We start from the raw sequence: 21,621 nt of genomic DNA, 5'->3' as shown, positions 1-21,621 counted from the left end.
CCAACGACGACCACTACCACCACGACGGAGCCGACGACGACCACTACCACCACGACGGAGCCGACGACGACCACTACCACCACGACGGAGCCGACGACGACCACTACCACCACCACGGCGACGGAGTCAGAGGACGCGGCTATCAGCTACGTCGCGTTCTGCGTCGAGGGCCAGTCGGGCCCCGGGAACGACCCCTGTCCGGATGGCGAACGGCAGCTCGTGAAGTTCGAGTGGACGGGCAGCCAGTTCGTCCCCGAGGGTGGTGACAGCGAGGGCGTGACCATCACCGACGTCACGTTCAAGGCGCCCGGCGAGCCGATAGCGGTCGAGTGGACGTCGAACCAGCAGATCTCGACGGTTCTCGTCAAGTCCAGCACTGACCTGTGCGACGAGCCAGGTGGGACTGCTGGCACCGCGGAGTCGTGTGGCCCGCCGAACAGCACGTTACTCGGGTCGTTCCCGGAGGGGTCGCTCGCGGGCTGGCTGCTGTCAGCGTCGAGCGTGCTCGCCGCCGTCGGCGTCGTCGCGCGACGACGCCTCACCTGACCCGTCGCGAACCCCGCGTCTCTCTTCCGTTCGGTTCGCTTGCCGAGACCGTCGCTCAGTCCCGGTGCTCGGCGTACGCGTAATCGGCCTCTGTCGCCTCCGGAATCTGGCCGTCGAGCCGGAGCTGCCAGCCCTCGACGACCGTCGGGTCGTGGAGCGCGTTCGAGAGCGTCGTCCGGACGTCGAGGAGTTCGACGCCGTACATGTCCTTGGGGAGGCCCTGGAAGTACTGGAGAGCGGTCCGGAACAGCGACCGGAGCCCGTCGTCGTCCTCGAAGTCGACGTGCTTGTACGTGCCGGCGGCGACCTGCACCATCCCGTGGAGGAACATCGACTCGCGGGACCCACGCCCGTAGTTGTACCACTCGTCCTCGAAGCAGTCGTGCGATTCGTGGTACGCGCCCGAGTTGAACAGCGCGACGCCGTGTTCGAGGGAGCGCCGGAGCGTCGCGTGCTCCCAGCGGCCCGCGTCGGCGTCCCATCCCGTCGGGTCGCCGCGAGCAGGCGGACCGACCGACGGGTCGTTCGTGTGTTCGTCCATACGCCCGAGCACGCACTCGGTGCCGAAGAACGATGGGGTCCCGAGACCGTTCGGTCGGCAGCTCGCTCCCGTGCACGGACCGCCCCTCGACGGCTGGCCGCTCGGGGTCTCGCCAACGCGGCGCTCGCGTCCGCGTCGCCTCGGTCCGCAAGGCTTTAGCGCGCGGTCCGCCGAGACGCAATCGCGTGCGAGGGTAGCCAAGCTAGGAAACGGCGGCGGACTCAAGATCCGCTCCTGTAGAGGTCCAAGGGTTCAAATCCCTTCCCTCGCATCGCGTGCGCCGGACGGCGCACAAGATGCGGAAGGCGCTCTGGGAGCGTTCTTCCCTCGCAAAACTCTCACTCGAACCGGCGAGCGACTGCGCCCGCGTGGCGCTCGTGATGCTCGTGACCGGCTGGCGATGGCGTCGTCGGCGTCAGGCGCGCTGGACGTCGGTGGCTTCGCCGACGACCTGCCAGCCGTCGGTGGTCTCGCGAGCGACGAGGAGGGCGTCGTCGTCGTCGCCGTCGACGATGCGGTACGTGGTTCCGTCGTCGGCCTCGCCTTCGGCCTCGAGTTCCTCCTGGAAGAACTCGGCGTGATGCATGGCGAGGTCGACGGTGGTGTCGTCGGCGAACGTGAGGGTGACCGGGTCCGGTGCGACGTTGTACAGTCGCTTCGCAAGCGTGTTCATGGACGATGGTGGCGCGCGAGCCGACAAAGCCGCGTCGGTCTCGCGAGTGACCGCACTTCGAGGGTGACGGTGCGGGTGAATCGGAGGGCCTTTTGGTACGGCTCGCGCCAGTGAGAGCATGACCGAGGACGCTCGCGTTCGCGCGGACGTCGCGCTGGCTGCGGCCCGTGCAGGGGCGGCCGTCGCGGAGTCGCGCTTCCGGACGGGCATCGACGTGGAGACGAAGGACGGGAAGACCGACGTGGTGACGCAGGCGGACCGCGACGCCCAGACCGCGGTCGTGGACGCGATCCGCGAGGAGTACGACGCGGACGCTATCGTCGGCGAGGAGGACGACGAACTGAAGTCGGTGCCCGAGGACGGTCCCGCGTGGGTCGTCGACCCCATCGACGGGACGAACAACTACGTCTCCGGGATGCGGTACTGGGCGACGAGCGTCGCGGCAGTCGTCGACGGCGAGCCGGTGGCGGCGGCGACGGTCGCGCCAGCGCTCGGGGACACGTACGTCGTCGGCCCCGAGGGGGTGCGACGGAACGACGAGCCGATCGCGGTGAGCGAGGAGGCGGACCCGGAGCGACTCGCCGCGGTTCCGACGATCTGGTGGGATTTCGACCGACGCGACGAGTACGCCGCGGCGTGCACGGCCGCCGTCGAGCGGTTCGGGGACGTCCGCCGGTTCGGGTGCGCGCAGCTCGCGCTCGCGAGCGTCGCCGAGGGCGCCATCGGCGGGACGTTCACGAACGTCGAGGCGAACCCGTGGGACACCATCGCCGGCGTCCAGCTCGTCCGCGAGGCCGGCGGGCGCGTCACCGACATCGACGGCGACCGTTGGCGACACGACTCCCGGGGGCTGGTGGCGTCGAACGGCGCGGTCCACGAGGACGTGCTGGCCGCCGCGCGAGCCGCGGAGGACGCCCGCGACGCCGAGCGCGACGTCTGAAGACGCGACCCGAATCGCTCCGTGGATTCGTCGGTGAACGCGCTCAGGAGTCGTAGAATCCCCGACAGTCACTTGTATCCGGGCGACGAACCGTCGGTACCCATGGAGCTCGACGACACTGACCGGGAGATCCTCCGGATCCTCCAGCAGGACGCACGCACACCGTTCTCGGAGGTCGCGAGACGCATCGACATGTCGAGCGCGACCGTCCACGACCGCGTCAACCGCATGCAGGAGGCCGACGTCATCGAGGGCTATCACGCGAAGGTCGACCCGCGAGAGGTCGGGTTCGGCATCTCCGCGATCGTCGGCCTCCGCGTGGAGCAAGGCCGCGAGAAGGACACGCTCGACCGACTGAGTGCGGTCGAGGGCGTCCAGGAGATACACCTGACGACCGGGGAGTGGGACGTGATGGCTCGCGTGTACGCCGAGGACGCGGACGCCCTGCGCGAACTCATGTTCGAGGAGGTCGCCCAGATGGACGGGTTCGCGCGCTCGCAGACGATGGTGGTCCTCGGCACCGAACACGAGGCCGAGGAACTCCCCGTGTAGGTCACGGTGGGGTCGACGCCGGACCGCCGGTGAGACGCGCAGGTGGTCTGGCGGCGACGACGTGAAAGACCGGAAGCGTAAAACGCGGGCCGTCCGCTGGTATCCAACATGACGAGTGACGACCCCGGACACGGGGGCGACGACCCGGGCGCGGACGAGTCCCCGGACGCCGACGGTCCGACCGACGACGGGGTGCCCCTCGACGAACTCGAACACGACGCGGCGACCGAGTTCGACGCGGACGCTGACACCGGGCCGGCCGAGCGCGGGTTCCTCGACCGACTCGGCGTGTCGATGTTCCAGGCGTGGCTGGCTGCGGTCGCCGGGCTGTTCGTCGTGTTCGGGCTCGGCTCCGTCGCGTTCACGCGCACGATCTACGCGAACTTCGTCTGGCACTACTTCTGGGGGCCGGTGTACGCGGACGCGCAGGGCTGGCGGTACGCCGCGTGGGCGGACGGCGAGCAGGTGCAGGTGTCGAGCGCGGACGTCGCCGCGAACATGGGACCGGTCGCGGAGCCCGGGTACACGATCTACTCCGAGGTGGGGTACGCAGTCATCCTCCTCGTGATGCTCGTGGGCGTGGCACTCCTGCTGCGGCGCCTGGAGTTGACGCGCTATCGGGCGTTGTTCTACGCGCTGTTCCCGTTCGTCCCGCTCGGCGGGGCGCTCCGCGTGCTCGAGGACGCGAACAACGTGCTGCCGCCGGAGGCGAGCGCGTTCGCGCTCGACTACCCGCTGAACACGCTGTTCATCAGTCCCATCATCTACTTCACGATGTTCTTCCTGACGCTCGCGACGCTCCTGCTCGCGCTCTGGGTCCATCGGCGCGGGTTCACGAGCACGTTCGAGTATCCACTTGCCGCGATGGGGACGACGCTGCTCGTGCTCACGGTCGGCGCGGTCGCCGCGCTCTCGTTCACGACGGACCTGACGACACCGCCGCGTCTGCGATTCTATCCCCTCATCACCGTGCTGACGCTCGTGTTCGCGACGCTGTCGACCGCGGGCGTCTGGGGACTCATCCGGACGTTCGCTCCCCAGATCAACGAGGGAACGGGCTACATGGGTCTCGTCATCATCTGGGGGCAAGCGGTCGACGGCGTGTCGAACGTCATCGGGCTGGACTGGTACGACGAACTCGTGCCGGTCGCGACCGCTGACCTCGACCCGAAGCATCCCGTGAACAAGTTCGTGCAGGACTTCACGGGGCAGGTCCTCCCCGAGTCCATCACGGCGATCACGGGTGACGCGTGGACGTTCCTCCTCGTGAAGCTCGTCGCTGCCGTGTTCGTCGTCTGGGTGTTCGACGAGCAGATCTTCGAGGAGAGTCCGCGGTTCACGTTCATGCTCCTGCTCGCCATCCTCGCCGTCGGCCTCGGCCCCGGCACGCGGGACATGCTCCGCGCGACGTTCCTCGTGTGAGCTGATTCCGGGAGCATCCGGCGGCCTCGTGGCCGCCGGTTCGGTGGTGTTTCGTTCGGCTGAACTGTTTCGGTCTCGTTCGTGGAGTTCAGCTCGCTTCGTTCCCGATGAACTCGAGCGCTTCGGTCGGGTAGTATCGGCTGCCGCAGTGTTCGCAGGTGGCGATGGGGACGGGACCTGGGGCGTCGACGCCGAGGTCGTCGGGGGCGACGGTGTCGCGGGCGAGCGGGCCGTCGCAGGCCGCGCACGGCAGGTCGTATTCGGTCGTCATACGTGCACCTCTGTCTGGGGGTGGGCTTCCATCCGAGAGAACACCGTGGTAAACGTTAGCGACCAGCGGGGCTTAAATCTAGCCCACGCTAGATGAGCTTGACGCGAGACCCGTCGTCTGCGCGCGGCTCTCGGTGTGACACGACCCGTCTCAGGGGTAGGGATGGTGGCGGCGGTCGAGTCGCGGCTCGAACCCGAGGGACTCGGGGACGGAGTGCGCTCGCTCGCCGAACACCGGGTCGTCCGTGAACAGGGGTTGGGCGCCGGGAACGACGACGCGCACGGCCTCGAACCCGAGGGCGTCGACGTCCCGCGTCGTCACGCGGGCGGCGTACGGCGTCAGGTCGGCGTCCGCGACGGCGTCGACGAGCGCGTCGACGCGGCCGCTCCCCGTCGGTGCCTCGCTCGGGCCGACGCTCGACGCCGGCACGGGGCCGTCGGCATCGAGGAACGCGCTCGCGGCGCGCGGGAAGTCCGCGAACGCACCGATGGCGCCGTCCTCCGCGCTCGCCTGCGAGCGCCCCATCGACCGGAGCTCCATCCAGTTCTGGAGCGCCTCCGCCAGGGCGTCCGTCGCCGCCGCTTCCGGGTCCAGCGCCGCGTCGGAGCCGACTGCGAACCGCGGCCACTCGCCGTTCTCGCGGTGCACTGCCACCGCGACCACCGGAACGTCGACGTCCTGCGTGACGAGCAACGCTGTCACCTCGAGGCCCTCGCTGCGCGCGCGCTTCTCCAGGGTCCGGTAGTCCGGGGCGTCCACGCGGAGCTCGAGCGGCGAGAACGACGAGTACCACGCGAGCATCGTCGCGTCCCGCTCTATCACCTCCGTCAGTCCCGACGCGAGCGCGCCGGCGCCCGACGACCCGAGGCCGAGCCCGGTCGTGATGGCGTCGACGTGCCGCTCGGCCGGCGGCGGGAACTGCACGAGCTCCGCCGCGAGATAGGTCTCCTCGCCGGAGACGAGGTCGACGCCCGGCACCCACCGGATGGGGTCCTCGGGGTCGACCGCGGGCGCGTCCTCGCAGCGCACCACGGCCTCGGCCGTCACGCCACCGTCGACCATCGCCGGCGGCGCAGTCTCGAAGTCGCTCGCGTCGTAGACGCCCGCGCAGTACCGCTCCAGGCCCTCGCCGAGCGCCTTCATGAACGCCGCGTTCCAGTCCGCGTCCACGCCCGCGCTCTGCGGGGCGGCGCGAGCGGCGGCGAACGCGCTCGTGTCGCAGGTCCGCGCGAGGTAGTACGGCGCCGGATACGACTCGGCCTCCCCGACCTCCGCGACGAGGCCGATGCGGTCGTCGAGGCCGCGTTCGGCCGCGGCGAGGGACTCGTCGAGGGAGACGTCTCGGTGGCCGGTCCGCACCCGGCGGTCGCGGGTCTCGTCGTCGCACCCGCATCCCGGGACGGGGAGGAACTCGCGTTCCGCGTCGGGGAGCTCCCGGACGCCACCGACGAGCGACGACCCGTCGCCGGCCGCGAGCGCCGCGGCCTCGCTTCCCGCGAGCGCACCCGCCAGCCGCTCGATGCGAGCGCCGAGCGCGCCGGCCTCGTCGTCGACCGTCCCGGGTGCGTCCGGACCGCGGTTCGACGCGACGCGCGCCCCCAGACACTCGAAACACCCGGTATCGGGCCCGAACCCGGCTATCGCCGCGTCCACCCCGCCGAGCGCGTGCCCGCCGAGGCCACCGCGTTCCACGGCGAGCCACGTCGACCCGCCAGCCAACGCCGCCTCGTTCGCCGCCGCGAACGCGCTCGCGCCGACGTCCCCGACCACGACCCCGAGGTCAGCCCCCTCGACGTCGCCCGGGACGCCGCGTTCGACGTCGCACTCGACGTCCGCGAGCGCCGCCTCGACCGCCGCCACCGCCGGCCCATCGCCGGCGAGCACTACGTGCATGGCTACGACGTCGCACGAAGACGGGAAAAAGCCGACGAGTCACCCCGACACCGCGGCCGAGATACCGCAGTCGGCTGGTCGCGGTCGGAACGGACGCGTTACGACACGTCGCTCGAGTCGGTGGTCGCGAGCGGCGCGTCACGGCCTGCGGCGTCGACGGCGTCGAGGAAGATATCAGCACCCAGCTCTATCTCGCGCTCGGTGACGTCGAGCGGCGGGAGGAGACGCAGGCTCTTGTACCCGCACCCGAGCGTGAGCAGCCCGCGGCCGAGCGCCTGCTTGACGACCTCCTCGCGGCGCTCCTTCGAATCGAACTCGACCGCGAACATGAGCGCGCGACCGCGGACGTCGGTGATGCAGTCCGGGTCGGCGTCCTCGATGATTTCGCGGAGCTGACGGCCGCGCTCGCGAGCGTTCTGGAGCAGGTCGTACTCCTGGATGGCGTCGAGGGTCGCGACGCCCTGCGCCGCGGAGATGATGTCGCCGGCGCCCCACGTCGAGGAGAGGCGACCCTTCTCCTCGGGGAATATCTCGGAGCGGGAGACGGTCGCGCCGACGCGCAGCCCCTTCGCGCTCGTGACGACGTCGGGCTCCAGGTCGACGTGGTCGATCCCCCACATCTCGCCGGTGCGGCCGAGCCCGGCCTGGATCTCGTCGCTGATCACGCGGATGCCGTGGTCGTGCTTGATCTCCTTGATGTCCGCGATGAACTCCTCGTTCGGGACGCGATACCCGCCCTCGCCCTGCACGGGCTCGAGGATGATGTACGCGACCTCGTCCGGGTGGACGTTCCCCCGGGCGTGATGGAGCTTGTCCGCGAGGACGTTCCCGCCGGGGCCGTTTGTCTTCCACCCGCACTCGCAGTCGCCGCGACACGAGCAGTAGGGGACGCTCATGATGCCCGGGACCTCGGGGTAGCCCTTGCGGTGCACGGTCTTCGAGCGGTTCAGGCTGAGCGCGCCGAGCGTCCGCCCGTGGAACGCGCCCTCGAAGCAGACGCCGCGGTGCGCGTCCCGGTCCTGGTAGGACACCTTGATGGCGTTCTCGACGGCTTCGGCGCCCGAGTTCGACAGGAACACGGTGTCCATGTCGTAGTGACTGAGCGCGCCCGTGATGCGGTCCATGAGCTGCGTCGGCGTCGCGAGGTCGGGGTCCTCAGGCGGCCACCCGGCGCTCGCGTAGAAGTCCTGTCCCGCGATCTTCGACGGGTCGAGGAGGTCCATCCCCTCCAGCTTCTCCATGATCTTCGGGTTGTTGTACCCCAGAGGGGCGGCCGCGACGTGGCTCGTGAAGTCCATGAGGACGTTCCCGTCGACGTCGACGCAGAACGGTCCCTCCGACTCCTCGGTGACGTCCCACACGAAGTCGTAGACGTACGTGCTTGGCGCGGAGAATCCCTGATGGTAGTCAGCCCACCGTTTCGCCTTCTCGCCCGGCATCGAATCGACGCTCGGCGTAGCCGTCTCTCGGTCCATATACCCCGTATGGAAAACAAGTTGTTAAATCGCCCGTTACGGTTCGGGCGAACGTTGCCGACCATGGTCATCACGCGGTCAGCGCTCGACCCGGACGGAAGCCGGCGACGACGGAGCGCTCAGACGAGGACGGCGACGGCCACCACGGTCGCGGCGGCGAGCAGCACCGTGGAGTACGTCGCGACCTTCCGTGCGAACTCGCGGTTCGGGCCGACCCACGTGAGCGCGCACTTGACGACGATGGACGAGGCCGTGGAGAGCAGGACGGCGAGGACCGCGGTCTGCGCGTCGACGGTCCCCGCTCGGAACAGGAGGACCGCGGACGTCGTCGCCCCCGCGGAGGAGACGAGCCCGGTGAGGACGGCGGTGGCGACGAACGCCGAAGCGCCGACCTGCTCCTGGGCGATCGCGCCGACGACGAGGACGACCAGGAACACGGCCCCGAACCCGAGGACGTACCGGAGGCTGAACGGTGACTCGAGGTCCATATCGACGCTCTCCCCCCAGTCCGCGGTGAGGGCGGCGACGACGAACGACCCGACCACCACGACCAGCAGCGGGACGACGGCGTCGACGAGCAGCCCGACCGAGAGCGTGAACACGACCGCGATGACGAGGTTCCGCATCGCCATCGCCGCGTTCGCCAGGAGGATGGCGGCGACCGCGTACGCGGTCGCGTCCGGTTCGTCGCGGACGTGGTCGAGCATGGTGCCGACGACCGCCGTGGAGGACGCCAGTCCACCGAAGAAGCCGGTGACGGCGATACCGCGGCCGCCGTAGGTCTGGACGACGGCGTAGTTCACGATGCCGATGCCGGCGACCGTGACGACCATCAACCAGACGACCCGCGGTTCGATGGCGAGGGAGTCGATGCCGAGTGCGGGCGCGGAGAACACCTGCGGTTCCGCGGGCAGGACCGGGTACACGACGAACGCGAGGATGGAGAACTCGGTCGCGGACCGGACCTCCTCGCGCGAGAGGCTGTCCGCGAACGCGTGGAGCTCGCGCTTCAGGACGAGCAGGAGCGACGAGATGACGGCGACGGTGACCCCTTCGAGGACGAACCCGGTCGCGACCATCGCTCCGACGCCGTACGCGACCAGCATCGACACGGACGTCGTCAGCGAGAGCCCGTCCTGGTCGTCGTCCACGAGCCCGCGGACGGCGAGCAGGACTCCCTGTGCGATGACGAGGACGCCACCGACGAGGACGAGCGAGGCTCCCGCGGCCAGTTCGTCCGCGAGGTGCGTGAACACCGCACCGAGGAGGGAGATGAGCGAGAACGTGCGAACACCTGCCGACTTCTGGGACCACTCGCGCTCCAACCCGAGGAACAGTCCGAGGGCTGCGGCGAGGGCGAGCTGGACGACCGGGCTCGCCAGCGGCGCTTCGAGTAGTTGCAGTACCGACCCGTTCACTCTATAGATTATATAGCCGCGTCGGTTAAACGTTCTGCCACGCCGGTCCGACCAGCCCACACGACACATAATCCAAGCCACACGATAGGTTTTTTACACCCGGGCGGCGCTGTAGATGGTATGTTCGGTGGGTTCGACATCAGTCGCTCCCGCGCACCCTGGGTGCTCGCGGGCATCCTCCTCGCGGGCACCGTCGCGTTCGTGCTCTACTCGTTCGTCGGCACGTTCGTCTTCGGGCTGTTCATGTACTACGCCACGCGCCCCGTCTACCGGCGTCTCAAGCGACGCGTTCGCCCACCCAGTCTCGCCGCCGCCATCGCCATCGTCACCCTCGCACTCCCGTTCGTCCTCCTCGTCGCCTACACCGTCGCCATCGGCCTCCAGGAACTCAACGCCTTCACCGGACAGCTCCGCGCGAACAACACCACCCTCGGCAGCTACGAGTCCGTCCTCCAACCGTACTTCGACGTCTCACAGATCGCGGAGAACCCCGCTGCGCTCGTCGAGGACTCGGCCGGCCGCGAGATCCTCCAGCAGGTCCTCACCGAGAGCCAGCAGTACCTGTTCTTCATCGGGAACGCCCTTCTGCACCTGTTCGTCATGGCAGCCCTCGCGTTCTACCTCCTCCGCGACGGCAGCTCGCTCTCGGCGTGGGTCAAGGGGAACTTCGGCGACGACCGCGGCGTCATGGACGCGTACTTCCGCGCCGTCGACAAGGACTTCTCGTCGATCTTCTTCGGGAACATCCTCAACGCCTTCATCACCGGCGTCATCGGCACGCTCTCCTACAGCCTCCTCAACGTGTACGCACCCGGCGACCTCCTCATCCCCTACGCCGCGCTCGTCGGCCTCCTCTGCGGCGCCGCGAGCCTCATCCCCGTCGTCGGCATGAAACTCGTCTACTTCCCCGTCACCGCGTTCCTGTTCGTCCGAGCGTACATGGCTGACGCGTCCGGCCTCCTCTGGTTCCCCATCCTCTTCTTCGGCGTCTCGTTCCTCATCGTGGACGTCATCCCCGACCTCGTCCTCCGGCCGTACGTCTCCGGCCGGAACCTCCACGTCGGCACCGTCATGTTCGCGTACATCCTCGGACCGCTCCTGTTCGGCTGGTACGGGCTCTTCCTCGGTCCCGTACTCCTCGTCCTCGGCGTGCACTTCGCGAAGCTGGTGCTCCCGGAACTCCTGCACTCCAAACGCCTCCAGCCGTACGCGGTGGACCCGACGTACTTCGGGCCGGACGCCGAGGTCTCACCTCGCGACCGTTCGATAGAAGAACCGGCGACCGTCGACGACCCGCCCGTGGACGTCGAGGACGTCCAGGCCGACGACGACGGCGACACCGCTGAAGATAGCGGGGACGGCAGCTAGCCCTACTCCTCGCCGGGAGTCACGTACTGGGATTCCCACTCCCGCCGCGCCTCTATCTCGCGGCTGCCCCGCCGCGTGAGCGAGTAGAAGTTCGTGCGGCGGTCGAGTTCGCCCTTCTCGACGAGACCCTTGTCGACGAGCGTATCGAGGTTCGGATAGAGCCGGCCGTGATGGATCTCCTTCTCGTAGTAATCCTCGAGCTCCTCCTTTATCGCCAGTCCGTGTGGTTCGTCTGCCCCCGCGATGACGTACAGCAGGTCACGCTGGAATCCTGTCAGGTCGTACATCTATCTATCTACGCAAACTCATTAGTGTCTGAATTAAATAAACATAACGGCTCTCGCCCGGAATCAGCGGGTTTAGACGCTATTACCACTGGTTACGGTCGTGACGGTGACTCAACGTGTTCGGTGAGAGGGAGCCGACGTGTCACCTCCGATTTCACTTTGGCAGAGCGATGACTTATCCTGCTCGACGACGTACGTGTTCCCATGCCAGAAGAGGTACTCTTCGAGACCGAATCCAAGACGTCGCGCGCCGACATCGCAGCCATCCTCCGGAACACCGCCGACAAGCTCGAGGCGAACGACGCCATCACGCTCAGCTCCGGCAGCGACTCCATCACCCTCGACCCACCAGCCTCCCCCGAGTTCGAGGTGAAGGCCGAGCGCGAGACAGCGGCCGGACAGACCGAGGGCGAACTCAGCATCGAGTTCGAGATCGAGTGGGACGAACGCGACCCCGACGACACCGAGACCGACGGCACCCTCTCCATCGAGTAACCCACTCACGAACCCGGGTCGACACCTGGAGACCACCGGTTCGTCCCCGCGACCGAACCCGAGGCCGTCCGACCGCGCAATCTCCTCGGGTAGAACGATACTCTTCCGTAGAAGCTCTCTCTACCAGAACCGCCACCGCGTTCCGGCTGCGACCCGTGGACGCCGCGCAGTGCGACCGCTCCCTGTCGTGTGGTACATCGAAACAGGAAAGCAGGGCACGCGGGGAAAAACCGCGTGCCCGCTTGCCGCCCTGATTGGTCCCCGCTGACGCTTCGGCCCTCCAAGCGAAGCGTCACTTAGGCAAAGCCCCCACAGGCTATTAAAAGTACCGACCACAGCCGATACCACGGGTTGGTTCGGCGGCGAGAACCACCGGAAGACGCCCCATGAGGTGCGATGACCAGCTAGCGACGCGTACGTTCGCGCCGCCGGAGACGCCGTCCCGCGGCGAACGGTCCTCACCACACTCGCGCGACGACCTGGAGACGGTCCAGCCGACCACACACGCGTGACGATTCCCGGGAGAGTCCAGCCGACCGGAACACGCCGAGAACAGACGGCGAACGCGAAGCGGCCGCTGTCGGGCCGGGCGCCGAAAGGAAGGAAGCGACGTTCAGTTGAGAATCGACTGCGCGACCGTCGCGAGCTGGCCGTTGTCCGCGTTCCGCAGGCGGTCGTCGCCGATCTTCAGGCGAAGGCGCGGTCGACCGACGTCGATGGGCACCTTCTCCGTGTCGATGAGGCCCATGTCCTCGAGCTTCGTCTTCGTCCGGGAGAACGTCGCCTTCGACGCGATTCCGACGTCCTCGCCCCACTTGCTGATGTCGTAGAGCAGCGCCTCGTTCTTCGCCGCGACGAGCAGCGAGATGGTGACCTCGTCGAGGCCGTCACCGTCGCCGCGCGCGGTCTCGAGGCTCGCGAGGATGTTGTCGAAGTCCTCCTCGGCCTCGGGACTGATGTCGTCCTCGAGCGTCTGGCGGACGCGACTGATCGGGGGCGTGCGGAGCTTGAACTCCTCGGCCTCGCCCCACTCGGTCATGTACGCGTCGTACGCGGTCGTCACGAAGTCGTCGTCGTCGGTGGCGAGCCCGCCGACGCGGTTGCCCGCACGGACGAGTGCGACGACCTCGGTCTCGGTGACCAGCAGCGAGTTCTCCGGGCTCTCGTCGGTGGTGCGGAGTTCCAGTGCGTCCTGGTCGATGAGGTCTGCCGCGTTCGACGCGACGATGAAGTCGTCCATGACGTCCTTCAGCGTGCGCTCGTCTGCGAGCATGTGGACGTCCGGGAGGTCGCCGTCGAACGACGTGGCGACGCGGACGAACTCCTCGATCGCGTCCGCGGACGGATTCACCACGAGAAGGTCTCCCGCGGTATCTTCCAGCACGGTGCGGAGGATATCGTCAATTTGTTGGTCTAGTAAATTCGAGGTCATGCTTCTGTAGAACACAACGCCTCACTCGTACTTAATTTTGTTGGCTAACCTAACCGCAAGCCTGCCAGAATCGGAAAGGAATCGCCCTCGCGGTTTTGCGAGTCGACACCGTGTCGAGCTGTCCGAACGTTTAAGAATGGTGATGGACATGTCTCACGGTAGCACATGCGAGGACACTGCGACCCGACGTGGACGGAACCCGCAACTCGAACGGCCACACTCGACGGCTCCTCGAGCCCCTACACCGGGCCGTAGCCGGTTCGAAGAACGCGGTCGACGCGGCGTCGCGAACGCCATCGGTGACGAGCGTCGAACCTCCGAGCGCCAGTTCAGCCCGAGACGCCGGAACCCGTCAGCGACGGCTGAGTTCGTTCGCGAGTTCCGCCGCGAGCTCGTCCGACCAGTAGAACTCGCCGTCGAAGATGACCGACGTGTCCGCGCGAGCGAGGAAGTCGACGGTCGTCCGACGGTCGAGCGCGAACTCCGAGGTGTTCCCCGAGAGGTACGAGTACTCGTTGTCCGCGACGTACGGATGATAGTACGCGCCGGCTTCGCGGATGGAGAACTGGTCGAACATGAGGAAGAACTGGTCCTCGGCGAGTCGTTCGAGCTCCGCGGTCGTCGGCAGCCGGTTCGTCGTCTGACTGAGCGTGTGCGTCCCGTCGCCGACGACCGCGTAGTCCTTCCCCATCATGATGCGGCGACGCGCGATGCGGAGCGCGCGCTCGAAGCTGAACCCGTGGATGAGCAGTCGCGCGAACGCCGACCCGACCTTCACCGCGTGATCGTTCAGGACCTGCGTGAACGTCACACCACCCGTGACGGCGCCCTTCTCCACGAGCGCCATCCCCTCGTGGAACGACCCGCAGGCGTTCAGGAAGAACGTCTGCGTGTTCACCTCGTCGAGCACGCTCGCGGGCATGTAGCCGTCCGGGCACCGCAGCCCGTCGGCCTCGCAGTGCCCGATGTAGTGCACGAAGTCGTTCTCCGCCTCGAACACTGCGGCGAGCTCGTCGGTCGACAACTCCTCGTAGACGTCGACCGTTATCGGGAGGTCCTCGCTGCCCTCGCGGTAGATGCTCGCGACGTCCGCGTGCTCCTTGTCCATCTGCTGGTCGTTCAGGACGACGCTCACGATGGTGTCCTCGTGGTCGCGGTCCATGTACGACAGCCGGTTCCGGTAGGCCGACGGCGTGGACTTGAACACGTCGATCGGGACGCCGTCCGCGAGCCAGCCGTGGACGCGTCCACCGCGTAGCTCGGGTTTGACGACGTCGACGGTCGCGACCTCGCCCGGGCCCTGTGTGCCCCGATAGAAGTCGTCGAGCGACCGCTCGACGAGCTCCGCGCCCTCGAGCTCGCTCGTCCTCGGCGGGAACACGAGCGACAGCGAGTCCAGGAGGAACGGGAGCGTCTCCACGTACGCCGGGTCCGGGTCGACGTACGTCGACAGATGCCAGTCCGGAAGCCGGTGTTCGACCGCCTGGAACGGGACGTCGAGGTACGTCTCCAGGCGCTCGACGGGGTCGGCGTGGTAGAGCGTCGAGCCGTCGAGGTCGAGCGCGTCGAGCAGGCTCTCCTCGGCGAGGTTCGTCCCGTACGGCCCCGAGTTCCGGACGAGGCAGTCGAGGAAGAACGTCTTCCGGAGCAACCGCTGGACGTCCGTCTCCAACCTGGGCATCGGCGACAGCGGCTCGCGGATACCGGCGCTGGGCGCGCACAGGAGCGGCTGGTCGACGTCCGCGGTCTCCACGCTCGCCTGGAGGTAGTACGCGAGCGGCGCGGTCGTGTACAGCGTCTCGTACTCGGGCGGGACGAGGAGTTCGATGCCGACGTCCGGCGTCGCGTCGGCGACCGCGTCCGGGACGTCGACGCTGTCGCCGAGTTCGACGAGGGGCGGGTGGCCGCGGAGCGTCGGGTACGTGCGGTCGGCGCCCGTGGTTTTGTGGGCGCTTGAGGCGTGCGTGACCGCGGCGGCGAACCCCGTCGGCGTCTCGGGGACGGTGACGGTGTCGGTCGGTCGGTCGTTCCGACTCCGGAAGCCGAGCGTGAGCTCGCGGCGGTCGGGGAACGTGACGACGACCTGTTCGAAGTCAGGCGTCTTCGACACCGACAGCGGCCCGTCGACCTGGAGGTACGTCTTCACGTGCGTGTCGATGTCGAGGACGTACTCGCCGGCGGGCAGGTCGAGCGGTCCGGTGTCGTTCTCGAGCTCGTAGGTCGCGTCGCTGGCCTGTGAGGCGATATAGACGACGGCGACCGGGAAGCGGAGTTCGGACGCCTCGCAGTCGACGGTGACGTCCACGGGGCGCGGGATCGTCGTGTCGCTCGCGCGCACGGACAGGTCCGGTGAGGTGACGCGGAGTTCGGTGTGTCCCGCGTCCCCGACCGTGAGTCCGTCACTACGCACCCGCCACTCCATTCTCGTCGGTACCTCGCCGCGCGTCCCAGTTAGGTGTATCGGGCGCGGCATGGCGCACGCGCGTGCCGGTGGACGGGCCAGGGGCCGGGCAGTCGAACGGGTGCCGTCCCGGGTCGCCGACGGGTGCCGTCTCGGTTCGCCGACGGGTTCCCGTCCGGGTTGCCGCGATGCCTGCGCACGCGTGTGTCGTGATTCGTCCTGTGCGGCCCTGATGACGGCGCGGCCTATGCACGTTCGTGTTGTTCGGTGGTGCGCTTTCTGGCCGTCAAAGGTAGACTTATGCGGCCGCCGGTGTGGGTTTCTCGTATGGACTACGAGCGGGTTCGCGAGACAGATCCGGACGTGGCGGCAGCACTCGACGGCGAAGTGACGCGACAGCAGGAGTCGCTGGCGATGATCGCGAGCGAGAACCACGTCTCCGAGGCGGTCCTGGAGGCGCAGGGGAGCGTGCTGACGAACAACTACGCGGAGGGCTACCCCGGGAAGCGGTACTACGGCGGCTGCGAGTTCGCGGACGACGTCGAACAGCTCGCGATCGACCGCGCGAAGGAGCTCTGGGGCGCGGAGTACGTGAACGTCCAGCCGCATTCGGGGAGTCAGGCGAACATGGGCGTGTACCTCGCGGTGCTCGAACCCGGCGACAAGATCCTCTCGCTCGACCTGACTCACGGCGGGCACCTGAGTCACGGCCACCACATGAACTTCGCGGGCCAGCACTACGAGGTCGAGCAGTACGAGCTCGACGAGGAGTCCGGGCGCCTGGACTACGACGCCATCCGCGAGCACGCCGAGGCGTTCGACCCGGACATCGTCGTGTCGGGGTACTCGGCGTACCCGCGCGAGGTCGAGTGGGAGCGCATCCAGGCGGCCGCCGAGGCCGCGGACGCGTACCATCTCGCGGACATCGCGCACATCACGGGCCTCGTCGCGGCGGGCGAGCACCCGAACCCGGTCGGGACGGCGGACTTCGTCACCGGGAGTACGCACAAGACCATCCGCGCGGGCCGCGGTGGCATCATCATGGCGGGCGAGGAGCACGCGGACGACATCGACTCGGCCATCATCCCCGGCATGCAGGGCGGGCCGCTCATGCACAACATCGCGGGGAAGGCGGTCGGGTTCGGCGAGGCGCTCGACGACTCGTTCGACGAGTACGCCGCGCAGACGATCGCGAACGCGCAGGCGCTCGCCGACGGGCTCCGCGAGCGCGGGTTCGACCTCGTCTCCGGCGGCACCGACAACCACCTCGTGCTCGTCGACCTCCGGCCGAGTCACCCTGACACGACCGGGAAGACCGTCGAGGAGGCTCTGGAGGAGGTCGGTATCGTCCTGAACGCGAACACGGTCCCCGGCGAGACCCGGTCGCCGTTCAACCCGAGCGGGTTCCGCGCCGGCACGCCGGCGCTGACGACGCGCGGGTTCGACGAGGACGACATGGCGACGGTCGCGGACTGCATCGCCGACGTCGTCGACCACCCCGACGACGAGGACGTGAAGGCGGAGGTCGCCGAGATCGTGCAGGGGCTGTGCGACGCGTACCCGATCTACGAGAACCTTATCTGAACGCACCGACCCGGTCGCGGTGACTCCCGTCCGGTCGATTGGCGGGTCGGTTCAGTTCTCGCCGAGTTGCGTCATGGCGTCCCGGAACGCTTCGACGGGTTGCGAGCCGCGGATCGACGTCCAGTCGCCGGTACTGGGGTTCGAGAGCGCGAACACCGGGGCGCCGCGTTCGATGCCGAGGTCGTCGAACGCGACGCTCGCGTCCGCTCGGACGCTCGCCGCCAGGGCGTCGCGGTCGTCGACGACGAGCCGTTCGACGGTCTCGCCGGGGACGCCGTCGACGACTGCGGCGTACGAGAGGAGGTTCGACTCGGCCGCCCACTCGCCGTTCTCCGGGCCTTGCTTCGAGAACACGTAGCGGTGGAACCGGCCCCAGGCGTTCGGGTCGTCGTCGCGGACGGCGCGCCAGACGGCCTTCGAGACGACGCCCGCGGACAGCGATCGCTCACCGAGGAGCGGGAGGTCGAGGAAGACGATGGCGAGGTCGCCGGTCGCGACGTGGTTCTCGGCGAGTTCCGGGAGGGTGTCCCCGTCGAATCGCCGACAGTACGGGCACTGGTAGTCGCTCCACGCGAACAGTCTGCGGTCGGCGTCGAGGGAGCCCATGACCGGGCGGTCGGCGTACGCGATGCCGAGGCCGTCGCTCTGCCCGGAATCGGCGGAGAAGTCGGCGGGGTAGTCGTCGACGTCGGCGGCGGTGTCCGCCGTGAGGTAGAGCCCTGCGGCACCGAGTCCGAGGACGCCTGCGGTGCCGGCGAGGACGCGGCGTCGCGTGCGGCCGCCGTTCGTGTCGTCTGCCATGTCGCCCGCTGGGTGCTTCCGCGGGTTAAGTCGCGCTGCGGTTCTCAGACCCTGCAAACGCGCGGGTCGCCCGTCCTGGCGAGCGCGAACAGGAGCGCGAGCACGCCGACGGCGCGGACGAGGTTCCCGGCGAACGGGAAGAGCGCGTACGCGCCGGCGACGCCGAGCAGCGGGAGGACGCCGGCGCCACAGCTCGCGCAGCCGGCCGCGAGGACGCCCGGCGCGACCCCGAGGAGGTTCTCGGCGCCGCCGGCGCCCCGGCGGAGCGTGCTCGCGACGACAACCGTGGTGACGCCCGCGAGGACGGCGTAGGCGACGGTGAGCGCGAGCCCGAGCCAGCCGGCGGCGTCGACCGTGCCGACGGTGTACGCGAGGAGGAGGTCGTCGACGGTGCTGGCGCTCGCGTGCAGTGCGGCCGCGACCGCGGTCGGGTTCGCGCTGGCGACGAGGAGGACGTACGTCGCAGCGGCGACGCCGACGGCGGCGGCGGTCGTTCCCGCGGACAGCAGCGGGTACGTGAGTGCGCGGTAGAGGCGGTCCGAGCGGGTGCGCGAGGGGTCGGTCGCACTCATGTCTCCTGCAGGCGTTCGACGACCTTCTCGAATGTCTCGTACGGCTGTGCACCGGGGATACCGAGCCACTTGCCGGTGGTGACGTTCGACATCGCGAACGCTGGGGTCGCGCGCCGGAGTCCGAGGTCGTCGACGGCGGTGGTGACGTCCTCCTGGACGGCGGCGGTGACGGCGTCCCGGCGTTCGTCCATGCAGACCCGCAGCTCGTCCTCGGCGACGCCGTCGACGCCGCGCGTGTACTCGTAGAGGCGGTCCTCGCTCGCCCACCCGTCGTTCTTGTCGCCTTGCTGCGCGAACACCTGCCGGTGCCAGCGTCCCCACGCGTTCGGGTCGTCGTCGCGGGCGACGCGCCACGCGCACTTCGACGCGGCGGCGGCGACGTCGGAGTCGGCGCCGAACACGGGGAGTTCGAGGAAGACGATGGCGAGGTCGCCGGTCGCGACGTGGTTCTCGGCGAGCTTCGGGAGGGTGTCGACGTCGAAGCGCTTGCAGTACGGGCACTGGTAGTCGCTCCAGTAGAACAGGCGGAGGTCGGCTTCGAGGCTGCCGAGGACGGGGCTGCCGGCGTAGTTCACCTCGAGGTGCGCGCTCTGTCCGTCCTCGCGGCGGAAGTCGCCGGCGAGGGCGTCGCCGTCGTCGGTCGCGAGCGTCGAGGCGGCGTAGACGCCGGCGGCACCGAGGCCGAGCGCGCCGCCGAGGGCGGCGAGGGCTGTGCGGCGCGAGACCGTGATGGGGGGTTCGTCGGTGGACCTGTCGTCGGGCACGACCGGACGACAGTCTTGCAGGGTTTTAACTATACTGGTGTGGGGTGTGGTCCGTGCGCACTCGCGCGGCACGCTTTTCGCTTCGCCGGCCCACCGTCCTCGTATGGACCACGACGCGCCGCGACGCCGGCTGCTCGCCACGCTCGGCGCCGTCGGACTCGCGGGATGCCTCACTGGGTCCGACGGCACGGACGAGGGGCTCGACGGTGACGGGACCACCGATGCGGACGACGGCGACGACCCCGGGTCCGAATCGAGCACGGCGGCTGAGGTGGTCGACGACGGCGAGCCCGCGACGACCGAGGCGGCGACGACGACTGATGGACTGGACCTCCGGGAGGCGAACGTCACTGGCGTCGAACTGGACGCGCAGGGCGACGGGCGGGTGCGGTTCTCTGTGACGCTCTATCACGACGACGACGGCGAGGACGGGTACGCGAACCGGTGGACGGCGGAGACGCGCGACGGCGAGGAGCTCGGGCGCCGGGAGCTCCTGCACGCGCACGGCACCCGCGAGTTCACGCGGTCGGAGACGGTGTCGGTCCCGATAGACGTGGAGTGCGTGGTGGTGCGCGGGCACGACCAGACGCACGGCTACGGCGGCCGGGCCGCGCTCGTGTCGGTGTCCTCGGGCGCGACGCGGTTCGTCGACCAGGGCCCCGGGCGGCGTTCGTTCGCGGACGCGGAGTGTCCGTGACCGTGGCGCGACACGGATGGACGGGAGCCGCGGGCAGTGCTGGCCGTCAGCGCCGTTGGTCGTAGCGGTTCCAGCCCATGTCGCTGCGGACGCCGCTCCAGACGCGAACGACGTTCACGAGGACGACGAGCGCGACGAGCGCCGGGGCGAGGACGTAGATGGGTGGGAAGAGCGCGAGGACCTGCGAGGTGGTGACGGCGTCGGCGTCGAGGAGGGCGGTGGTCTCGGCGGGACGCCGGCTGACGAGGTAGAGGACGGCGGCGATGGCGACCGTGAACGCCGTGGAGAGGGTGGTTCGGATGGGGCACGTGAACACGCGGACGGTGCGGGTGCGAAGCGACTCCGAGAACCGGCGGATGTCGCGCTCGCTTCGCCGTGCCCGTCGGCGGACGACCCAGGAGAGGAAGCGTCTGAACATGGGTTCTAGACGCGCGTTCGCGTCATACCCGTGCTGCCCAGTTGCTGACGGCCACCCGATAGGATACAAGAACATGCACAATTCGAGGTATCGAGGCGGCGTTTTGGGCACGAACCCGAGGGTTTTAGGCGGGCGTGGTCGTGAGGTCGACCATGACGAACGTCATCGACGGGAACGCGCTCGCGGACGAGGTATTCGACGGCGTCAGCGACGCCGTCGACGAGTTCGAGACCGAGGACGTCACGCCGGGGCTCGCGACCGTCATCATGGGCGAGGACCCGGCGAGCCAGACGTACGTGAACATGAAGCAACGCGACTGCGAGAAGGCCGGCGTGAACGGCGTGCACGTCGAGGTCGACGGCGACGCCTCCCAGAGCGACCTCCTCGACACCGTCGCGGACCTGAACGACCGCGACGACGTCCACGGAATCCTCGTGCAGACACCGCTCCCGGACCACGTCGACGAGCGCGAGATCATGACCGCCATCGACCCGGTCAAGGACGTCGACGGCTTCCACCCGGAGAACGTCGGGCGGCTCGTCGCGGGCGAAGCGCGCTTCAAGCCGTGTACCCCCCACGGCGTCCAGCGGATGCTCGCGCACGCCGGCGTCGACACCGAGGGCAAGGACGTCGTCATCGTCGGCCGGTCGAACATCGTCGGGAAGCCGCTCGCGAACCTCCTCATGCAGAAGGCCGACGGCGGGAACGCGACCGTCACCGTCTGTCACTCCCGCACGAAGGACCTCGAGGCGAAGACGCGGAACGCGGACGTCGTCGTCGCGGCCGCCGGGATGCCGGAGTTCGTCACGGGCGACATGCTCGCCGACGACGCGGTCGTCATCGACGTCGGCATCAACCGCGTCGACGCGGACACCGAGAAGGGCTACGAGCTCGTCGGCGACGTCGACTTCGAGAGCGCGAGCGAGAAGGCGTCGGTCATCTCGCCGGTCCCGGGCGGCGTCGGCCCGATGACGCGCGCGATGCTGCTGTACAACACCATCAAGGCGACGCGGCTCCAGACGGGCGTCGACGCGACCCTCCCCTGACGCCACCTGACCGCGCCTCCACTGC

21 protein-coding genes, 1 tRNA gene and 1 pseudogene are annotated in these 21,621 nt (G+C 68.8%); 10 read left to right on the top strand and 13 right to left on the bottom strand.

Annotated elements, in window-relative coordinates; genetic code table 11:
* Nucleotides 1–546, top strand: a pseudogene (locus SM754_RS12345) (hypothetical protein); the annotation flags it as partial.
* Nucleotides 547–601: 55 nt separating this feature from the next.
* Here the strand turns inward: SM754_RS12345 and SM754_RS12340 are convergent.
* Nucleotides 602–1,087, bottom strand: a complete 486-nt coding sequence (locus tag SM754_RS12340; RefSeq protein ID WP_323676538.1) for a DUF309 domain-containing protein — start codon at nucleotides 1,085–1,087, stop codon at nucleotides 602–604.
* A gap of 187 nt (nucleotides 1,088–1,274) precedes the next feature.
* Here SM754_RS12340 and SM754_RS12335 point away from each other — a divergent pair.
* Nucleotides 1,275–1,358: transfer RNA gene (locus tag SM754_RS12335), tRNA-Leu, on the top strand.
* Nucleotides 1,359–1,502: 144 nt separating this feature from the next.
* On the opposite strand, the gene SM754_RS12330 is transcribed toward SM754_RS12335, so the two are convergent.
* Nucleotides 1,503–1,760 carry a DUF8072 family protein gene (locus SM754_RS12330; protein ID WP_323676537.1) on the bottom strand — a complete coding sequence of 86 codons (258 nt, stop codon included), beginning with the start codon at nucleotides 1,758–1,760 and terminating at the stop codon, nucleotides 1,503–1,505.
* 118 nt (nucleotides 1,761–1,878) lie between these two features.
* On the opposite strand from SM754_RS12330, the gene SM754_RS12325 reads away from it, so the two are divergent.
* From SM754_RS12325 to SM754_RS12315, 3 genes are all read left to right on the top strand, one after another.
* Complete coding sequence (locus tag SM754_RS12325; RefSeq protein ID WP_323676536.1) at nucleotides 1,879–2,700, top strand: inositol monophosphatase family protein; 822 nt, start codon at nucleotides 1,879–1,881, stop codon at nucleotides 2,698–2,700.
* Nucleotides 2,701–2,802: 102 nt separating this feature from the next.
* On the top strand, nucleotides 2,803–3,252 hold the full coding sequence (locus SM754_RS12320) for an Lrp/AsnC family transcriptional regulator (protein ID WP_323676535.1): 450 nt from the start codon (nucleotides 2,803–2,805) through the stop codon (nucleotides 3,250–3,252).
* 294 nt (nucleotides 3,253–3,546) lie between these two features.
* Entirely contained in the window at nucleotides 3,547–4,674 is a 1,128-nt protein-coding gene (locus tag SM754_RS12315; protein ID WP_501993788.1) for a DUF63 family protein, read from the top strand.
* 88 nt (nucleotides 4,675–4,762) lie between these two features.
* On the opposite strand, the gene SM754_RS12310 is transcribed toward SM754_RS12315, so the two are convergent.
* From SM754_RS12310 to SM754_RS12295, 4 genes are all read right to left on the bottom strand, one after another.
* Nucleotides 4,763–4,945 carry a hypothetical protein gene (locus tag SM754_RS12310; protein ID WP_323676533.1) on the bottom strand — a complete coding sequence of 61 codons (183 nt, stop codon included), beginning with the start codon at nucleotides 4,943–4,945 and terminating at the stop codon, nucleotides 4,763–4,765.
* Between the two features lie 150 nt (nucleotides 4,946–5,095).
* Nucleotides 5,096–6,838: a YcaO-like family protein gene (locus SM754_RS12305; protein ID WP_323676532.1), complete on the bottom strand. Its 1,743-nt coding sequence runs from the start codon at nucleotides 6,836–6,838 to the stop codon at nucleotides 5,096–5,098.
* A gap of 98 nt (nucleotides 6,839–6,936) precedes the next feature.
* Nucleotides 6,937–8,313, bottom strand: coding sequence for a class-III pyridoxal-phosphate-dependent aminotransferase (locus SM754_RS12300; protein ID WP_323676531.1), 1,377 nt, complete (start codon nucleotides 8,311–8,313; stop codon nucleotides 6,937–6,939).
* Between the two features lie 119 nt (nucleotides 8,314–8,432).
* The gene (locus SM754_RS12295) at nucleotides 8,433–9,731 is read right to left on the bottom strand and encodes an MgtC/SapB family protein (protein WP_323676530.1); all 1,299 of its coding nucleotides are present in this window, start codon (nucleotides 9,729–9,731) and stop codon (nucleotides 8,433–8,435) included.
* 120 nt (nucleotides 9,732–9,851) lie between these two features.
* On the opposite strand from SM754_RS12295, the gene SM754_RS12290 reads away from it, so the two are divergent.
* Nucleotides 9,852–11,099, top strand: a complete 1,248-nt coding sequence (locus SM754_RS12290) for an AI-2E family transporter (RefSeq protein ID WP_323676529.1) — start codon at nucleotides 9,852–9,854, stop codon at nucleotides 11,097–11,099.
* Nucleotides 11,100–11,101: 2 nt separating this feature from the next.
* Here SM754_RS12290 and SM754_RS12285 read toward each other — a convergent pair whose 3' ends face one another.
* Entirely contained in the window at nucleotides 11,102–11,386 is a 285-nt protein-coding gene (locus SM754_RS12285) for a PadR family transcriptional regulator (protein WP_323676528.1), read from the bottom strand.
* Between the two features lie 204 nt (nucleotides 11,387–11,590).
* Here SM754_RS12285 and SM754_RS12280 point away from each other — a divergent pair, with 204 nt between their 5' ends.
* The gene (locus tag SM754_RS12280; protein ID WP_323676527.1) at nucleotides 11,591–11,881 is read left to right on the top strand and encodes an amphi-Trp domain-containing protein; all 291 of its coding nucleotides are present in this window, start codon (nucleotides 11,591–11,593) and stop codon (nucleotides 11,879–11,881) included.
* A gap of 613 nt (nucleotides 11,882–12,494) precedes the next feature.
* Here the strand turns inward: SM754_RS12280 and tbsP are convergent.
* Together tbsP and SM754_RS12270 are read right to left on the bottom strand one after the other, a co-directional pair.
* Nucleotides 12,495–13,313: a transcriptional regulator TbsP gene (tbsP, locus tag SM754_RS12275; RefSeq protein ID WP_323676526.1), complete on the bottom strand. Its 819-nt coding sequence runs from the start codon at nucleotides 13,311–13,313 to the stop codon at nucleotides 12,495–12,497.
* Nucleotides 13,314–13,665: 352 nt separating this feature from the next.
* A complete protein-coding gene (locus SM754_RS12270; protein ID WP_323676525.1) occupies nucleotides 13,666–15,735 on the bottom strand; it encodes a hypothetical protein in 2,070 nt (689 codons plus the stop codon).
* 306 nt (nucleotides 15,736–16,041) lie between these two features.
* Here SM754_RS12270 and glyA point away from each other — a divergent pair, with 306 nt between their 5' ends.
* A complete protein-coding gene (glyA, locus tag SM754_RS12265) occupies nucleotides 16,042–17,298 on the top strand; it encodes a serine hydroxymethyltransferase (RefSeq protein ID WP_323676524.1) in 1,257 nt (418 codons plus the stop codon).
* Between the two features lie 51 nt (nucleotides 17,299–17,349).
* Here glyA and SM754_RS12260 read toward each other — a convergent pair whose 3' ends face one another.
* Genes SM754_RS12260 through SM754_RS12250 form a run of 3 tightly spaced genes read right to left on the bottom strand, consistent with a single transcriptional unit; the run spans nucleotide 17,350 to nucleotide 19,435 of the window.
* Nucleotides 17,350–18,099 (bottom strand): DsbA family protein, encoded by a 750-nt coding sequence (locus SM754_RS12260; RefSeq protein ID WP_323676523.1) that lies wholly within the window; start codon nucleotides 18,097–18,099, stop codon nucleotides 17,350–17,352.
* A 44-nt stretch (nucleotides 18,100–18,143) separates the two neighbouring features.
* Nucleotides 18,144–18,671 carry a hypothetical protein gene (locus SM754_RS12255; protein WP_323676522.1) on the bottom strand — a complete coding sequence of 176 codons (528 nt, stop codon included), beginning with the start codon at nucleotides 18,669–18,671 and terminating at the stop codon, nucleotides 18,144–18,146.
* Nucleotides 18,668–19,435 (bottom strand): DsbA family protein, encoded by a 768-nt coding sequence (locus SM754_RS12250; protein ID WP_323676521.1) that lies wholly within the window; start codon nucleotides 19,433–19,435, stop codon nucleotides 18,668–18,670. The genes SM754_RS12255 and SM754_RS12250 overlap by 4 nt, the downstream gene beginning before the upstream one ends.
* A gap of 103 nt (nucleotides 19,436–19,538) precedes the next feature.
* Between SM754_RS12250 and SM754_RS12245 the strand changes: the two genes are divergently transcribed.
* Nucleotides 19,539–20,132: a hypothetical protein gene (locus tag SM754_RS12245; RefSeq protein ID WP_323676520.1), complete on the top strand. Its 594-nt coding sequence runs from the start codon at nucleotides 19,539–19,541 to the stop codon at nucleotides 20,130–20,132.
* A 46-nt stretch (nucleotides 20,133–20,178) separates the two neighbouring features.
* Here the strand turns inward: SM754_RS12245 and SM754_RS12240 are convergent, their stop codons facing one another.
* Nucleotides 20,179–20,550, bottom strand: coding sequence for a hypothetical protein (locus SM754_RS12240; RefSeq protein WP_323676519.1), 372 nt, complete (start codon nucleotides 20,548–20,550; stop codon nucleotides 20,179–20,181).
* 152 nt (nucleotides 20,551–20,702) lie between these two features.
* Here SM754_RS12240 and SM754_RS12235 point away from each other — a divergent pair, with 152 nt between their 5' ends.
* Nucleotides 20,703–21,596, top strand: a complete 894-nt coding sequence (locus SM754_RS12235; RefSeq protein ID WP_323676518.1) for a tetrahydrofolate dehydrogenase/cyclohydrolase catalytic domain-containing protein — start codon at nucleotides 20,703–20,705, stop codon at nucleotides 21,594–21,596.
* Nucleotides 21,597–21,621 lie beyond the last annotated feature (25 nt).

Source organism: Halorubellus amylolyticus (assembly GCF_034808145.1).
Taxonomy (GTDB): Archaea; Halobacteriota; Halobacteria; order Halobacteriales; family Natrialbaceae; genus Halorubellus.
Note: the sequence above shows the minus strand (reverse complement) of the source record. Positions and strands in the feature narration are given on the sequence as shown.

Coding starts and splice junctions, on each gene's coding strand:
- SM754_RS12300 (WP_323676531.1), bottom strand. CDS start 8,313: ATGGACCGAGAGACGGCTACGCCGAGCGTCGATTCGATGCCGGGCGAG.
- glyA (WP_323676524.1), top strand. CDS start 16,042: ATGGACTACGAGCGGGTTCGCGAGACAGATCCGGACGTGGCGGCAGCA.
- SM754_RS12280 (WP_323676527.1), top strand. CDS start 11,591: ATGCCAGAAGAGGTACTCTTCGAGACCGAATCCAAGACGTCGCGCGCC.
- SM754_RS12290 (WP_323676529.1), top strand. CDS start 9,852: ATGTTCGGTGGGTTCGACATCAGTCGCTCCCGCGCACCCTGGGTGCTC.
- SM754_RS12245 (WP_323676520.1), top strand. CDS start 19,539: ATGGACCACGACGCGCCGCGACGCCGGCTGCTCGCCACGCTCGGCGCC.
- SM754_RS12315 (WP_501993788.1), top strand. CDS start 3,547: ATGTTCCAGGCGTGGCTGGCTGCGGTCGCCGGGCTGTTCGTCGTGTTC.
- SM754_RS12330 (WP_323676537.1), bottom strand. CDS start 1,760: ATGAACACGCTTGCGAAGCGACTGTACAACGTCGCACCGGACCCGGTC.
- SM754_RS12240 (WP_323676519.1), bottom strand. CDS start 20,550: ATGTTCAGACGCTTCCTCTCCTGGGTCGTCCGCCGACGGGCACGGCGA.
- SM754_RS12310 (WP_323676533.1), bottom strand. CDS start 4,945: ATGACGACCGAATACGACCTGCCGTGCGCGGCCTGCGACGGCCCGCTC.
- SM754_RS12325 (WP_323676536.1), top strand. CDS start 1,879: ATGACCGAGGACGCTCGCGTTCGCGCGGACGTCGCGCTGGCTGCGGCC.
- SM754_RS12255 (WP_323676522.1), bottom strand. CDS start 18,671: ATGAGTGCGACCGACCCCTCGCGCACCCGCTCGGACCGCCTCTACCGC.
- SM754_RS12340 (WP_323676538.1), bottom strand. CDS start 1,087: ATGGACGAACACACGAACGACCCGTCGGTCGGTCCGCCTGCTCGCGGC.
- SM754_RS12270 (WP_323676525.1), bottom strand. CDS start 15,735: ATGGAGTGGCGGGTGCGTAGTGACGGACTCACGGTCGGGGACGCGGGA.
- SM754_RS12235 (WP_323676518.1), top strand. CDS start 20,703: ATGACGAACGTCATCGACGGGAACGCGCTCGCGGACGAGGTATTCGAC.
- tbsP (WP_323676526.1), bottom strand. CDS start 13,313: ATGACCTCGAATTTACTAGACCAACAAATTGACGATATCCTCCGCACC.
- SM754_RS12260 (WP_323676523.1), bottom strand. CDS start 18,099: ATGGCAGACGACACGAACGGCGGCCGCACGCGACGCCGCGTCCTCGCC.
- SM754_RS12285 (WP_323676528.1), bottom strand. CDS start 11,386: ATGTACGACCTGACAGGATTCCAGCGTGACCTGCTGTACGTCATCGCG.
- SM754_RS12305 (WP_323676532.1), bottom strand. CDS start 6,838: ATGCACGTAGTGCTCGCCGGCGATGGGCCGGCGGTGGCGGCGGTCGAG.
- SM754_RS12320 (WP_323676535.1), top strand. CDS start 2,803: ATGGAGCTCGACGACACTGACCGGGAGATCCTCCGGATCCTCCAGCAG.